The 14912-nt window shown below is 34.3% G+C and carries 11 protein-coding genes; 3 read left to right on the plus strand and 8 right to left on the minus strand.

All coding sequences use genetic code 11. The features are described 5' to 3' along the window. Positions 1-219: 219 nt before the first annotated feature. Both ACP6PK_RS29670 and ACP6PK_RS29675 read left to right on the plus strand, forming a co-directional pair. Positions 220-903, plus strand: a complete 684-nt coding sequence (locus ACP6PK_RS29670) for a pentapeptide repeat-containing protein (protein ID WP_246844446.1) — start codon at positions 220-222, stop codon at positions 901-903. A gap of 226 nt (positions 904-1129) precedes the next feature. Next, a complete protein-coding gene (locus ACP6PK_RS29675; protein WP_426565109.1) occupies positions 1130-1897 on the plus strand; it encodes a pentapeptide repeat-containing protein in 768 nt (255 codons plus the stop codon). A 317-nt stretch (positions 1898-2214) separates the two neighbouring features. Here the strand turns inward: ACP6PK_RS29675 and ACP6PK_RS29680 are convergent, their stop codons facing one another. The 6 genes from ACP6PK_RS29680 to speB all read right to left on the minus strand — a co-directional run bounded on the left by ACP6PK_RS29680 (position 2215) and on the right by speB (position 8710). Beyond that, positions 2215-3396 (minus strand): hypothetical protein, encoded by a 1182-nt coding sequence (locus tag ACP6PK_RS29680; protein WP_426565111.1) that lies wholly within the window; start codon positions 3394-3396, stop codon positions 2215-2217. A gap of 387 nt (positions 3397-3783) precedes the next feature. Then, positions 3784-4899 carry a geranylgeranyl reductase family protein gene (locus ACP6PK_RS29685; protein WP_426565113.1) on the minus strand — a complete coding sequence of 372 codons (1116 nt, stop codon included), beginning with the start codon at positions 4897-4899 and terminating at the stop codon, positions 3784-3786. Positions 4900-5165: 266 nt separating this feature from the next. After that, positions 5166-5714: a ribosome recycling factor gene (gene frr, locus ACP6PK_RS29690; protein WP_094675955.1), complete on the minus strand. Its 549-nt coding sequence runs from the start codon at positions 5712-5714 to the stop codon at positions 5166-5168. After that, positions 5695-6429 carry a UMP kinase gene (gene pyrH, locus ACP6PK_RS29695; protein ID WP_426565115.1) on the minus strand — a complete coding sequence of 245 codons (735 nt, stop codon included), beginning with the start codon at positions 6427-6429 and terminating at the stop codon, positions 5695-5697. The genes frr and pyrH overlap by 20 nt, the downstream gene beginning before the upstream one ends. A gap of 724 nt (positions 6430-7153) precedes the next feature. Continuing rightward, the gene (locus ACP6PK_RS29700; protein WP_426565117.1) at positions 7154-7591 is read right to left on the minus strand and encodes a redoxin domain-containing protein; all 438 of its coding nucleotides are present in this window, start codon (positions 7589-7591) and stop codon (positions 7154-7156) included. 207 nt (positions 7592-7798) lie between these two features. Beyond that, on the minus strand, positions 7799-8710 hold the full coding sequence (gene speB / locus ACP6PK_RS29705) for an agmatinase (RefSeq protein WP_426565119.1): 912 nt from the start codon (positions 8708-8710) through the stop codon (positions 7799-7801). A 981-nt stretch (positions 8711-9691) separates the two neighbouring features. Here speB and ACP6PK_RS29710 point away from each other — a divergent pair. Further along, entirely contained in the window at positions 9692-10588 is an 897-nt protein-coding gene (locus ACP6PK_RS29710; RefSeq protein WP_426565121.1) for an alpha/beta fold hydrolase, read from the plus strand. Between the two features lie 404 nt (positions 10589-10992). On the opposite strand, the gene ACP6PK_RS29715 is transcribed toward ACP6PK_RS29710, so the two are convergent. After that, on the minus strand, positions 10993-13038 hold the full coding sequence (locus tag ACP6PK_RS29715; RefSeq protein ID WP_426565123.1) for an ABC transporter ATP-binding protein: 2046 nt from the start codon (positions 13036-13038) through the stop codon (positions 10993-10995). A gap of 62 nt (positions 13039-13100) precedes the next feature. Then, on the minus strand, positions 13101-14273 hold the full coding sequence (locus tag ACP6PK_RS29720; RefSeq protein ID WP_426565125.1) for a glycosyltransferase family 4 protein: 1173 nt from the start codon (positions 14271-14273) through the stop codon (positions 13101-13103). Between the last annotated feature and the right edge of the window lie 639 nt (positions 14274-14912).

Here is a 14912-nt window from a genome sequence, read left to right on the forward strand (position 1 = left end):
CCCTATTCCCTATTCCCTATTCCCTATTCCCTATTCCCTATTCCCTATTCCCTAAAAGCGATCAATTTTTGGCTTTCTTCAAAATTTAGATGCACTCTTCTGAATTAATCTTTGAATACCCGTATAAAAATAATGAGGCAGGATAAATTTGAGTGACAAAATCAACAAAATAAAATCCTGTTTATCAATTCTGCTGCGAGTATATTTCAAAGAAAATTTATGATTAACCAAATAATGAAAATAGACGAATTATTAAGGCAATATGCAAGAGGAGAAAGAAATTTCAGTGGCCTATACTTACATGAAGTACATTTGCTAGAAGCTAACTTAGAAGGCGCTAATTTTTTTGAAGCTGACTTCACAGGTGCAAACCTGAGTCGGGCCAATCTTAGTCGAGTAAACCTGGCCAAAGCCAATCTTAGTGGAGCGAATCTAATTGGAGCTGATTTAAGTGAAGCAAATTTGTCAGGTGCCCTTCTAGTAGGAGCTAAACTTAACATAGCTGATTTAACAGGAGCAAAACTAACCAGAGCAGACCTAAGTCGTGCTAATTTTAGCCAAGTTAATATGATAGATGCTGACCTCTCAAGAGCTATCCTCTATGAAACAGATTTACATGGAGCTAACCTATATGGTGTTAATTTCCGAAGAGCTATTCTTAATGAAGCTGACTTAATTGGTGCTAACCTCACCAGAGCAGATATGGCAGGAGTAGATTTAATTGGCGCAAATTTAATGAGAGCAGATTTAACAGAGGCTATTTTAAGTGCTGCTGATTTAAATGGAGCGAGTCTTTTGGGTGCTAATATTTCTGATATTAATTTGGCTGGAGCAGCTCTCCAAGCAACAATTATGCCAGATGGTACAAGTTATGAAGAATTTAGCAGAGCTATCCCAACTTAATCTAGAAACTAGAAACCGGGTTTCTTGTTCCGTGAGACTTTTATACTTCCCCTGAGAAACCCGGCTTCTTAACCAAAAAATAGTAAACTTGAGTATTTCAAGCCTCTAGCTTCAGCAGTCGGTACTGATAACTGATGAGTGAAATAACCTTCCATATCTATGCTTAGATTTATCAATTTGGTGTTAACATAGCACCAAAATATGCTACTTTTTAAAGATTTAAAAAATGAGACTCAAAATCCTTTCTGCTGTCTTAGTTTTTAGCGCAGTTTTTCCTAATCATCCAGCCATTGCTGAGAATATTCAACATACACAAAAATTATTATCTAGCAAACAATGTCCTAATTGCGAATTAACTGGTGTTGGTTTAGTCTTGGCAAATCTTCAAGGTGCTAATCTAGAAGGAGCTAACTTGAGCGGAGCTAATCTCAGTCGGGCAAATTTAACAGGGGCAAATTTATCTGGGGCAAATTTAGCTGGTACAAGTTTATTTGGTGCTAACTTAACTGGTGCAAATTTATCTGGTGCAAATTTGGCTGGTACAGACTTAAGAAATGCTTATTTAACAGGTGCAAATTTAACAGGTGTTGACCTCAGAAATGCTTTTTTATTAGGTGTTGTGGGAATGCCATCTAATGTTGGTGAAGCTGAAGATTTTTATCGGTTAGGAGTTGCAGAAGCAAAGGCAGGACATTATAAAGATGCTGTTAAATATTATAACCAAGCTATTAGTTTAAAATCTGATTTAGCTGCTGCTTATTTTGCTAGAAGTATGGCTCTTGCCGACCTCGGAAATCTTGATGCGGCTCTTGCAGATGCTGAAAAATCTCGGGATATTTTTGTATCTAAAGGTAGTAAAGAAGGTGAAGAATTATCAGAATATTTGGTGGAAATTATTGACCTACGTTTGAATCCTCCAGAACCAGAAAAACCCAATCAATTTGTACACGCTATAGGTTCTTTACTTCCTTCCTTATTAAGGTTAGCATTTTAGGTCATTTCAGTTATCAGTGCTTCTAGAAATAGTAATACCAAATTAAAAAAAGGCAGTTACATCTTAATTTGGGATTTATTCCTACAATAAAAAATTGTAAATTCCATAAATTGTAAAAATAAAACCTTTTTTACTCTTTTTTTATTATGTTGTTCTTTCCCTATTCCCTATTCCCTGTTGCCTGTTCCCTATGTTGTGCCTGTAGCAATATTTTATGAAATTGGTATAAGGTTTATTTTTTTCATCCCCTTAAAATGATTATAAATAATATCAAAAAAGAGGTTATAAACTTGAGGCTAATCTTGTCGTAACCACGGCTAAGGTAAGTTATCTTTTCCAATATATTTACGAAAAAATAAAAGCTCGTAATCTACTAACTGAACCTTTTCAGAATCTTTGTTATACGAGAGAACAATAGGATAAATTTGACTTAGTGACTGTAGATTATCTATTCTTTTAAGATAATCGCTCAATGGAGAGTTTACTTCTATATCTAGATGTTTGAGGCGCTCCTTAATAATGTCTTTGTGTATACCCGACCGTAGCTCTTCATCACTTGCTTCCATGCAGATACGCAGTAAATTCTCATAAATCGGTTGAGTAGCTTCACTCTTAAATCCTCTACTAAATTTCTCAGTAAATAAACTATACCTTTTAAGGAGGTCTTTACATATTTGTAAACGACAATTTTCCAGAGAGTTAAAGTTAATAATAGTACCATTGCTTCTAGAATTGTTATCTGTAATACCTGATGCTAAACAAACTTTTCCTGCAATAAGCTGCAATAAACCGACATTTCCATTAGAATCATCTAGGATAGATTTTTTTATATTATCGCTAAAGGAAATTTGTAATTTTCTTTCTCCCATTTCCAGAACTTTTTCGAGTTCTTCGTTTTTCCATCGAACATCTATTTCTTCAATACGACCACTTAAATCTCCATTGTAGTAAGATAAAATATTATCCTCTGACCAGACTCCCATAATAATAAAAGAAACAGAGCAATCCCAAAACACTTTCAAGTCAAATGATAATTTTTCCTTTACTTCCTTTGATAAGTAGTGAAAGTCTTCAATTACTACTTTTTTGTTGTTTTTTTGGATTACTTCAGCAATGTAATTTATGTTATCTAAACTAAAACCTGGAAATTTGTATTTCTCTTCTTTGCCACCATTTACGCCCCCATTTATCTGAAATCCTAAACCCATAGCTTTTGCGCCCGCAGAACCAGAAATTTTATTTGTTACTTCAGTTGGTACGTTAACTTTTGCTTGCCTGATAATTTCAGAATATATATGACTAATATCTGTTCTGTTAGTACATTGAACTTTAATACATTTTCCATCTGGTAAATTTTTTCTTCTTAGCACTGTTTTACATTGCTTTGAAGCGCCATGAATAACTAGGTGGCTTCCAGAATCAAGCAAATATCTAAATTTTTGATCGAGATTATTTCTATCAACATAGGTATGTTTAGGAACATAGGCGTGAAATTCCAAAAACCTGATTCAATTTCAGTTTGTGAAATGCCATATTGTATTCCTTTTCAAAGAATTATTTGAGTTTCTTAATTTTTCTGGGTCTACTATGACCTAGTAGACTAGATATAATCAAGCTAGTGTACTGACACATCTAAAAAATGGTGCGTTACGACGGATTGTTAAATGCTTTTCACAGTCTAAATTTTAGCCGTCTAACGCACCCTACTGGATTGTTTCATCTTAAATGTTGCAATAGAAAAGTGTCTGGAGATTGCTTCACTGTCGTTCGCAATGACAAATCTAATGCACTATTTTAGTTGAAACGGCCCACTACTTAACTTCTGACTTCTGACTTCTGACTTCGGCTTAACTTTTGAATTTTGACTTTTGAATTTTGACTTTTACTTAACCCCTGCCTGGTAAAAAACTACTACTGAGCTTTTTAATTGCTTGACTAGCAATATCCGCATAACGCAATTCTCCACAGAGAATTTTACTCATTACTGTGGTAGCTGCTGGTAACTTAACCCCCACTTTATAAGCTACTTTAGGAAAACGATAAAATGCTCCGGCTAAACGACCCGCCCAAACCATATCTGCACCCCATTCCTCATTGATTATCTGAGTATATTTTTTCAGAGCATCCCCATTGCCTCCCAATGCTTCATCTATAGCTTCAGCAGCTTTTACACCACTAAAAATTGAAGGGCGAATACCTTCGGCTGATAAAGGGTCTGATAAACTTGCTGCTTCTCCTGCCAATACAGCATTTTGAGTGTGAAGATTTTTATCTCCATCCCATAGAGAAATAGCTCCCTCTAATAATCCATCTTGACTTACATTTGCACCAATTTGTTGAGCATATTCTATCAAATCTTTAGAGATATTTTTGGGTTCCCCACCTCTAAAAGTAGCAATACTAATTGAATAGGAATCAGCTTTAGGAAAACCCCAAATATTTCCATTTTTAACTGAACCAAATTCAAAGCTAGCTTTTTGATTAGAGTCATTTAATGGTGCTTCAAAAACTATACTTTGGCGTTTTTTAGATTCTTTAAAACCCAACCATTTAGCCATTGGGCCTTTAGCTCCATCGGCAGCAATTAAATAACGACCAGTAACAGGTTCCGTATTTGTTTTAACTTCCCAATGATCACTTTTAAATTCAATCCCTGTAACTTCTGTTTTGTCTCTTAATTCTGCACCTTGTTCTGTAGCTTTTTGGATCAGAAAATGATCGAAAACATCCCGTTTTACCATCCACATAGGAACAGGTAAATCTGCTTCTACAGGGTCTTCTAATTTCCATGTATAACGAATTTTTTTGACTTTCAGAGAAATTGCCGGACTTAAATCAAAGTCAAACCATTGAGCGATCGCTGGAGAGACCCCACCACCACAAGCTTTAACTCTAGGTAAAGATTCTTTTTCTATGACTAAAACAGAACGTCCTTTCTTAGCCAAATGATAAGCTGCTGTACCTCCTGCTGGACCTGCTCCTACGATTATACAATCAAACATTTCTTCTAACTTTAATAGTGAGATTTTTTATGATTTGTGAGAATGGGAAAATACCTATTGAGTAGGGGAAGTTTATATAGATAAGTTATTGACTTGCTTAAACCATCTATAAAACCTCCCCCTGCAAAAGTCACAGAGTTCCCACCTTACCTATTATTCTCTAAGATACTTGATTTTGAATACCTTGTCGATCTAGAGGTGTTTGAACTTTTAATTTTTTACTTTTTTACTTTTGACTTTTGTTTATCTGTATGTTCAAGAATTTTTTAAACCGTCCTAATATCCTTCTCTTTAGCAGCTAATAACTCATCTATTTTGGCGATGTATTTATCTGTCTTCTTTTGAATTTTGTCTTGTAAATCTCGTGATTCATCTTTAGAAAGATCGCTCTTTTTTTCTTGTTTACGAACTGAATCTACGGCATCACGACGAATATTCCGGACAGAAACTTTCCCCTCTTCAGCAAGTTTTGCTGTTAACTTAACCATTTCCTGGCGACGTTCAGTTGTTAGTGGAGGAATATTTAACCTAACAATAGATCCGTCATTGTTGGGAGTTAAACCAACATCTGACATATTAATTGCTTTTTCAATTAAGCTGAGACTACTTTTATCAAAAGGTTGAATAGTAATTGTACTAGCATCTGGAGTCCCAATATTTGCCATAGATTTGAGTGGAGTCGGAGCTCCATAATAGTCTACCATTACTCTGTCTAAAAGAGAAGCATTAGCTCTTCCAGTTCTAACAGTATTGAAAGAATTTTTAGTCGCTTCAACTGCTTTTTGCATCTTATCTTCAGCTTCTTCTAGATTCATCAAAACCTCCTACAATAGTTCCAATTTTTTCTCCCATAACAGCTTTACAGATATTACCCGAAACTGAAAGGTTAAATACAATAATCGGGATATTATTTTCTTTACAAAGAGCGATCGCCGTACTATCCATTACCCGTAAGTCTTGAGTTAAGACTTCCCCGTAAGTCAGGGACTTATATAGTTTGGCCTCTGGATTCTTATGTGGGTCAGAATCATAAACCCCATCAACTTTAGTGGCCTTAAAAATCACGTCTGACTCAATTTCTGCCGCTCTCAAAGCAGCAGTAGTATCAGTGGTAAAAAATGGATTACCAGAACCCGCACCAAAAACTACTACTCGCCCTTTTTCTAGATGACGAATAGCTCGGCGACGAATATAAGGCTCGGCCACTTCCTGCATAGCGATCGCTGTTTGGACTCTTGTTGGTACTCCTGCTTGTTCCAGGGCATCCTGTAAGGTAATAGCATTCATCACAGTGGCAATCATACCAACATAATCTGCTGTTGCCCTATCCATTCCCTTAGAAGCTGCTTTCACACCTCTAAAAATATTACCGCCTCCAACTACAATTGCCATTTGGATTCCTGTGGCCACTACTTCGGCCACTTCCTGAGCAATTCCTTGGACTACTGCTGGGTCAATGCCATAGCCCAGACTCCCCATCAAGGCTTCGCCACTCAACTTGAGCAAAACCCGTTGATAAACTGTCCCCATGCTGTGAGTATTTTCTCAACTAAAGTTGCTTCCACAATACGATACCAGTTGAGTTACTTTTTTCGACTATTTTATTCTTGGGAATTAGAGGATAAAAATTGAGAAAGTGGTATTTCTTCAGTTGTTTATGATTTTTTTTCGGAGCAGTCTTTGCGAAAGTGTTTTATAAGTATTGGATAGAAGTATTGAGGGTCTGCTCCGGTAAACTTCGTAGTAGTCATAACGGGGATAACTTCTAAACTCGCCCATTCTTAACTGTCAATATATGGGAAACTGCTGTAACTGGATAGGGGATTCAGATTGAATTTTGTGTAACTAATTTTATCTGATGATTTAGCAATTATCATACTGCTGAGTTCATTAATTGATAATGGATAATTACCAGGTTGGTTAAAACCATAATGGAATTGAATATAAGGAAATACTAGAGAACTTTTTTTCTCTTAAAATAGAAGGCTTGATACCTTTATTTTTCCGTGAAAAATTATAGGTTCTAGGGAACACCTTAACAGGGAACATAAAAGAAGAAAAACAACTTTACCTGATAAAGGATGATCGACGCTTTATTTTGTTGATTCAATCCAACCATATAAATTTTGAATCATAATTTATAGCGCCATTTAATTGAGCAACCAAGAGCTTGTGTAGTAGATGGAGTTACTATTTTAGCTTCCATAATTTGGGAGATCGCCTGACGTAAATAAGCAACTTCTACTACTTCTGGCTAATTAACATTATCGTCTATTAAGCCACAATATCTTAACTTTCCTTCTCGATCTAATAAAAAAGCCTGGGGAGTTTTCTCAGCACCAAAACTAATTGCCACATCTTGAGTTACATCCCGAATATATGGAAAATTCAGTTCATTATTAGTAGCAAATTCTTTCATTTTTTCAAAGCTATCTTGTGGAGAAATTATTGCATCATTAGCATTCATACCAATTATTATTACTCCTTGTTCTTGAAAGTCTTTTTGTAGTTGTTTAATCCTGTAAATATAATAATTTACTGCTGGGCATTCATTACTCAAAAAAATCGCACAAACTACTTGATAATTTTCTAAATATTTAGCTAAATTATGAACCTCATCATCTGCTCCTGGCAATTCAAAATCTGGAGCATAATTATCAATTTTGGTTCCATTCATATCAGTCAAACTCATATTTCTATTCCCTCTCAAAAAATCACCTTACTTAAAACAAATATTTTTCTATAATATGTGAGTATTCGGCAGTTAGCACTCAGCCATCAGCCAAATAGTAATTCACATTAAGCAAATGCTTACCTGTTTTATTCAAAAACTGTTTAGTGTAGCGTACCAACTATTCATCACCTAATAGGTGAATCATTACTATAATATCTCATATTTTTACCAACCTTGAGCTAATGCTTGATAACCAATAAGCTTATATACTAATTTCGCTGCCGTAAACTCAGATACTACTGAATCAGTAATTGGAGCTAACTCCATAATGTCACAACCTACTACTTCATGTAATTCAAAAACTCTCCGCAAAAATACAGTTAAAGAATACCAATTTAATCCTCCTGGTTCTGGGGTACCAACTCCGGGAATTAATGTTGGGTCAATTCCATCTAAATCTATTGTTAAAAATACTCTTTTAGTCTGAATACTAACTATTGCTTTTTCCATCCAATCTGATTGAATAGCTATTTCTCTTGCTCTAAAAACGGTTAAATTTTTCTCCTTGATTAAATCTGCCTCTTCTTTACAAATTGCTCGAATACCAATTTGTACTGTAGGTAATCCCATTTCAAATATCCTGCGCATGACGCAGGCATGATTATATATTGAACCTTCATATTCAGATCGCAAATCCCCATGAGCATCTATTTGAATCACAGTAAAAGGTTCATCAAAATATATTTTTTTATAAGCTTTAACTATTCCATTTGTAATGCTATGTTCTCCACCTATACCAATTACAAACTTTCCATCATTCACTAACTTTTCTACTGTTTCTTGGGTAACTTTTAACATATCTAATGGAGAGATTTTTTTTCCATTACGAGTATCTGCTATAGCTTCGTGGGTATAGATACCAACTTCCAAACCTGTTTCTCTATCTAATTCTTCGTCATAACATTCTAACTGTTGAGACGCATCTAATAATACTGCCGGACCATTAACACAACCTCTTCTATAAGTAGTAGTTGCTTCATAAGGAATTGGTACAATTGCTACTTTAGCAGTAGTGTAATCTGGCTCAATTTCTGAACCAATAAATGGTAGAAGTGATGTAGGATAAATTACTGACATTTTTTATTAATTTTCTAAGATCGAGCTAAAAACTGAGAAAACTTATCTGATTATTATAAATGTTAAATGCTAATGTTTAATCATATAAGTTGATTGTACCTAATCTGTATACATATCTGGACTTAAGCATTAAATATATAATTCTATTAACTATCAGTTTTTCCTCCTCATAGATATATTTTAAAAATACTTAACCAAATCATCTGTAAATAACAAATAACAAAAAATAAATTTATTACACCCTACCCTGAGAAAGTGATAAAAAATACAAAACTATTATCCAAATCTTCATCAAATATTGACTAAAATATAGCTAATCTTCTGTAGACAATAACTCTCCTAATTTCTAGCTTTTCTATTAGCTAGGCATATAAATTCATAACTAAGTGCTGATACAAAATTAATTACACATTTTATTATATATTTCCAATATTATCCATAAATTATCAATTCTTTTTCCCTATTCCCTGTTCCCTTTCTCAACTAGGAAATTCCTAAAAGCACAACTACTTAACATCTTCATAATTTCAACGATATATTTGATAATTACCAAACTGAAACTCAAGACTTTATCTTGTTCCTGCTGCCTGTTGCTTTATCTAAATAACTAACTTAAATGCGTGACAGCTTCTGTTTAAACCTTAATATTTTGTCAACAAAATATCTCTGAAAGATAAAGTTAAAATCATCAATAATTGGGTGCATCTCATAATTTGCAAAAATACTTTTTTCCTTTTCCCTAAAAGCGAAAAATTTTTCCCTTTCTTCAAAATTGAGATGCACCCAAATAATTTATACCAAATTCATCAAATAATGTTGCTAATAACAATCAATAGATAAGTTATGACTATTCAAAACAGGATTCACCTGATGATGGTAACTGATACGATTTAACTACTACCTAAAACTTATTTGTCCCAAACTTTTTTTCAATTCATATAGGTAAAATAATTAAATTCCTTAGAAATACTATCTATAGAAATGACTACCACAAAAACTTGGACATGGCAAGGCTGGCCAATATGCTACCAAAGTCAAGGAGAACAGGGCCCTCCTGTGATATTAATACATGGTTTTGGAGCTTCTTGGGGACATTGGCGTAAAAATATTCCTGTATTAGCTGCCAGTTGTCGCTGTTATGCTATCGACTTACTAGGTTTTGGTGGTTCAGCTAAACCTATCCCAAGCAAAGATGTTACCTACACATTTGAAACCTGGAGTCAACAAATTAGTGATTTTTGTAGAGAAATAGTTGGTGTCCCTGCTTTTCTAGTGGGAAATTCTATTGGTTGTATAGTCGCAATGCAGACAGCAGTTGATAATCCCAATCTTATTTTAGGGGTAGGAATTATCAATTGTTCTTTGAGACTTCTGCATGAAAGGAAAAAGTCTACTCTTCCTTGGTATCGTAGTCAAGGAGCATCATTAGTACAAAAGTTGCTAAAAGTCAAGTGGATAAGTCAGTTATTTTTTAACCAGTTGGCAACAAAGAAAACAGTTAAGCGAGTATTGTTGGAGGCATATAAACGTTCTGAAGCAGTAACAGATGAATTAATCGATATATTATTGAAACCTGCAAAAGATGAGGGAGCAGTAGACGTTTTTGTAGCTTTTACTGGTTATTCTCAAGGACCTTTAGCGGAAGATTTATTACCTATATTACCCTGTTCAGCCATAATTTTATGGGGAGAGGAAGACCCCTGGGAAGATATTGAATTGGGAAAGGAATTTGCCAAGTTTAAAACTGTAGAAAAATTTATTCCTTTGCCTGGAGTTGGTCATTGTCCTCAAGATGAAGCACCAGAATTAGTGAACCCCATTTTGGAGGAATGGATATTAGAAAAAGGAAGTAGGGAGTATTCAATAATTAATAATTAACAATTAATAATTAGCGTTTGCTGAAAAAGTCTTTTAGTAGTGGTAAGAGTCAGTCATCAGGAGTCATAAGTCAGGATAAATGGGGAATTTAGAGGATGTAGTCGGAAGAATAGTAAGAGTGATTTTTCTCTAAATATTGAGCAAAAATCCTAAATTTTTGAACCTTTTTGACCTAAAAGTTCGTACTTTTTCCAGACCTAAAAAGGCACTTAGCTTTATCTGTCAAGGCTTTTATATTTAATCAGCAAGCCCTAATTAGGGTTTAAAGATTAGGTTAAAAGAAATTTTCTCTTTTTTATCCATGAATGGAGAGGCTTCATAACTTAGTTTTTCAGTAAAAATAGAGAGTTAAGATAACTAGAAAACCTCAAAGTAGCACCCATAAATTTGATAGAACTTCTAAGTTATAGCTTCTGACTTCTGACTTCTGATTTCTTATGATTTGCCATTTGATTTTCAAATATCTCTAAGGTTCTTAAAAGAGAAATTGATGACTTAAAAGCTTCCTCAGTAAGTTCTATTTTTTCTTCAGGTGTATCAACTATCTCATCACTTAGTAATGTTAAAGAACCAATAATTTTGTTGAGAAAACCACGAGCTTCATAAGATGCCTTAGCTAAAACTTGCTGGTCAATATATTTATCAGCTTCAGATGGGTCGCCAAACTGTATAGAATAGAGACGATGATAGTAACCATCTGGTTTTTCTAAAAGTTCTAAATGACTGCCCATTTCAACTAACTTTCCACGGTCTAAGACAGCTATTTGATCGGCATTTTGAATTGTTGAGAGACGGTGAGCAATAACTAAAACTGTGCGATCGCGACTTAATTTATCAATGGCCTCCTGCACTAAACGCTCAGAAACAGTATCAAGGGCACTGGTGGCCTCATCTAAGATTAATATTTCTGGATCTTGCAATAGCGCCCTAGCAATGGCCAATCTTTGTCGTTGGCCTCCCGAAAGCATGACACCGCGATCGCCTATCTCTGTCTCCCATTGCTTAGGCAAGTCCATAATAAAATCATAAGCATTAGCTTGTTTAGCTGCTTCAATAATTTCATTCTCTGTGGCATCAGGACGAGCATAGATAATATTATTTTTTACCGTATCGTTAAACAAATGAGTTGTTTGACTAACAATACCAGTTTTCCTTCTAAGAGTGGTAATATCAAACTCGCGCAAGTCAATACCATCTATAGTAATGGAACCAGAAATAGGGTCATAAAATCTTGGTAGTAAGTCAGCAAATGTTGACTTACCTGCTCCTGAACCTCCCACTAATGCTAAAGTTTTACCTCTAGGCACAGATATATCAACATTTTTGAGAACCAAATTATCATTACCTGGGTAAGAGAAGGAAATTTTCTTAAAATGAATTTTTCTCCTCACCTTTTGAAAAGGTATGGAACCAGGTTTCATAATTGGTTTATTATCTCTTCTCCATAAGTCTACAGCCATATCAAAACTAGCGGCACCTTTGGCAATTTGATTGCGACTGTTATTAATTTGCGATACAATAGGTAGTAAACGAAATAGAACTAAAAGATAGGTAAGTAGGATAGCAGAAACATTTGCAATTTGATCGGCAAATAAATATCTACCTAATAATAGAATACCGATTACCGTGATCATGCTTGTCACTTCATTTACTGGAGCTATTAACGCTGAATTCATTTTTTCTTTCAGTGCTGTGTTCTCTAAGGAAAGCATTAATTTTCTTAACTGTTTATATTCTCTATTTTCACTACTTACTGATTTAATTAACCGAATACCGCTTAGAGTCTCAATTACCTTAATGGCATAATTTTTTTGTTCCTGATTTAAAACATTTCCCAATTTCTTTGACTGACGAATAAATAGCTGATTAATTGCTGCTATTAAACCTACCAATAGAGAAGAAATCAAAGTAAGTTGCCAAGAAATAGAAATTAGTAAGCTGACAAATAAGGAAACTGTTATTAATTGAGTTATTAAATTCACATAAGCATTAATAGTTTGCATGCTTTGAGCTGTATCTGAGCCTAAACGCTTTGTTATATCCCCTACTTTTACTTTCGTGAAGAAGTCTAAATCGCTGTCCATTAATGTTTGGAACATTTCTGATTTAATAGTATTTGCCAAACTACGATTAAAGGCTACTGTCAACAAACTTCTTAAATACGCCGTTAAATTTTTTAGAACAATAGTTAATATAACCGCTAAAAGCATTACTACAAGGCGATACTTTTCTGGAACTCCGTCAAAAGGAGATAGTAAAAATTTAATTATCGGCGGAGAACCTTTCAGCTCAATTTCTTGCCCCGAAATTTGCAATAGTATAGGTACTATTAGAGCTGTATTAACTCCATTAAATATTCCGCTAGTAAATCCTAATATAATGTTTCCAATAATTTGAAAATTGAAAGGCTTACGAAGGATAAAATTTAAGATAAATTCTTTTCCAGACATTGATATTTTCCTTGTCTCTAAGTTAGACTCTCTGAATTATTACGACTTTTAATACCTACTCGCTAAATTTTGATTAAGTCTGATAGAATAGTAGCCATAGCATCGATACTATAGTATTTAATACATCTTTCTCTAGCCTTAATTCCTTGGCTATTTGCTAATGTAAAATCATTAAATATTAATTCAATTTGTGTTGCTATTTGTTCGGGAGAACTAGGTTCGACCAAATAACCAGTATCTCCTACAATTTCAGGAATATCACCCACTTTTGTTGCTATAATTGGTTTAGCCATTGCCATTCCATCAGTTAATTTTAATGGAAATTGTGCCTTTGCTTCTGGAGTATCTCTTTGAGGAACCACTATTATATGAGCAGCAGCTACAATTTCTGGCATAACTGTAGGTGGATATTTTGCCATTTGAATTATCCAACGTCCCCATTTTTCTTTTAATTGACGGTCATAATCATCATAAGGACTACCACCCACAATTACCAATCTTAAATCTGGCTGATTGAGTTTGTCTAAAGCTATTAAAACATCCTCCACTCCTTTATAAGGTCGAGGCGCTCCTGGAAACATTAATATTCTATAATCACTCAAGCCATAACGAGTTCTACTTACCTCTGGATCATACTTATTTGGGTCAAATAAATTTGTATCTTTGCCATTTGGTAGATAAATACCACCAAAGCGTTTTTTGAGAAATTGATTGTGTAGAGTCACCTGATCTGCTTTTGAGACCAAACTTTCGATCCATTTTAAATAGAAGGGATGATCTGGTTGTCGTAAAGCTCCTTCTGACTTCAAAATATCTCTAGCTAATTGTTTAATACTGGGACGATATTTCCAATTATCTCCTCCATGCCAACTTAGCTCCCAATCATCAATATCCAAAAATACTGGGCGACTGGCCTGCATTTTTTTGATTAAGGCTAAACCCAGACTACTAGGTTTAAGTTTATAAGCATAAATAATATCTCCACTAATTTTGTCTAATAGCTCTTTAGCAGAAAGTAAAAATCCCGGATAATATTTCTTGCTAACAATAGGGATAATTGATAGTTCAGCCTGACTAATATTTATAGGAGAATTTGGATCGACAAAGCCTAATATTTCTACATCGCATCCAATCTTTTTTAGAGCTTGAGACAATAAAAAAGGACGGACTGCTCCTCCCCATCTACCTGCTCCACTGCTAGATAGATCGCTAGCTATTATGGAAATTTTTACCAAATCTGCAAGCCTCCAAATTCTAGGTTAGTGTTAGTCCAAAAACTTTTAACCATCTAAAGTAGGGATTACCAGTCAAATTTACCTAATACTTTTTTCATTTAACCATAAATCTACTCAATGTTAACCTAGTTACACAGTCAAATTAAATCTTTAAAATCTTCTGATGTATCCTGAATGGTACTAACTAACTATAGTAATTCTTAACTGTGAGTTAGATAAGAAATTTTATATTTTAGAGAACAGGGATACAGGTGGGAAAAGAAAACAATAAAAATAAACTTTACCTCAAAAAGTTGAGCAACGCTTGCCATACCACTAAATATTTATATTTATAGAATTTTTAATTAAGTCTGGAATACTTGCTTAGGCTTTAACACTTGATTTAAAGGGCTGATAAAATTTTCTCTATTCCATTCTTATTTAAAATAACTATAGCAACCCTAAATCATTTGTCAAAAATAGATAAAAACTTTAAAACCATTACCTCTGTTGCCTGTTGCCAGATTAGCTGTTGCATTTTTACCAGATGTTTTGTTCGCAACCTATGCGCGGATTACTATATATCTATAAATTATATACTTATCTACTTATCTACTTATCTACTTATCTACTTATCTACTTATCTACTTATCTACTTAT

The sequence above is a fragment of the Dapis hubbardiae BLCC-M172 genome, from assembly GCF_050016015.1.
Taxonomy (GTDB): domain Bacteria; phylum Cyanobacteriota; class Cyanobacteriia; order Cyanobacteriales; family Microcoleaceae; genus Trichodesmium.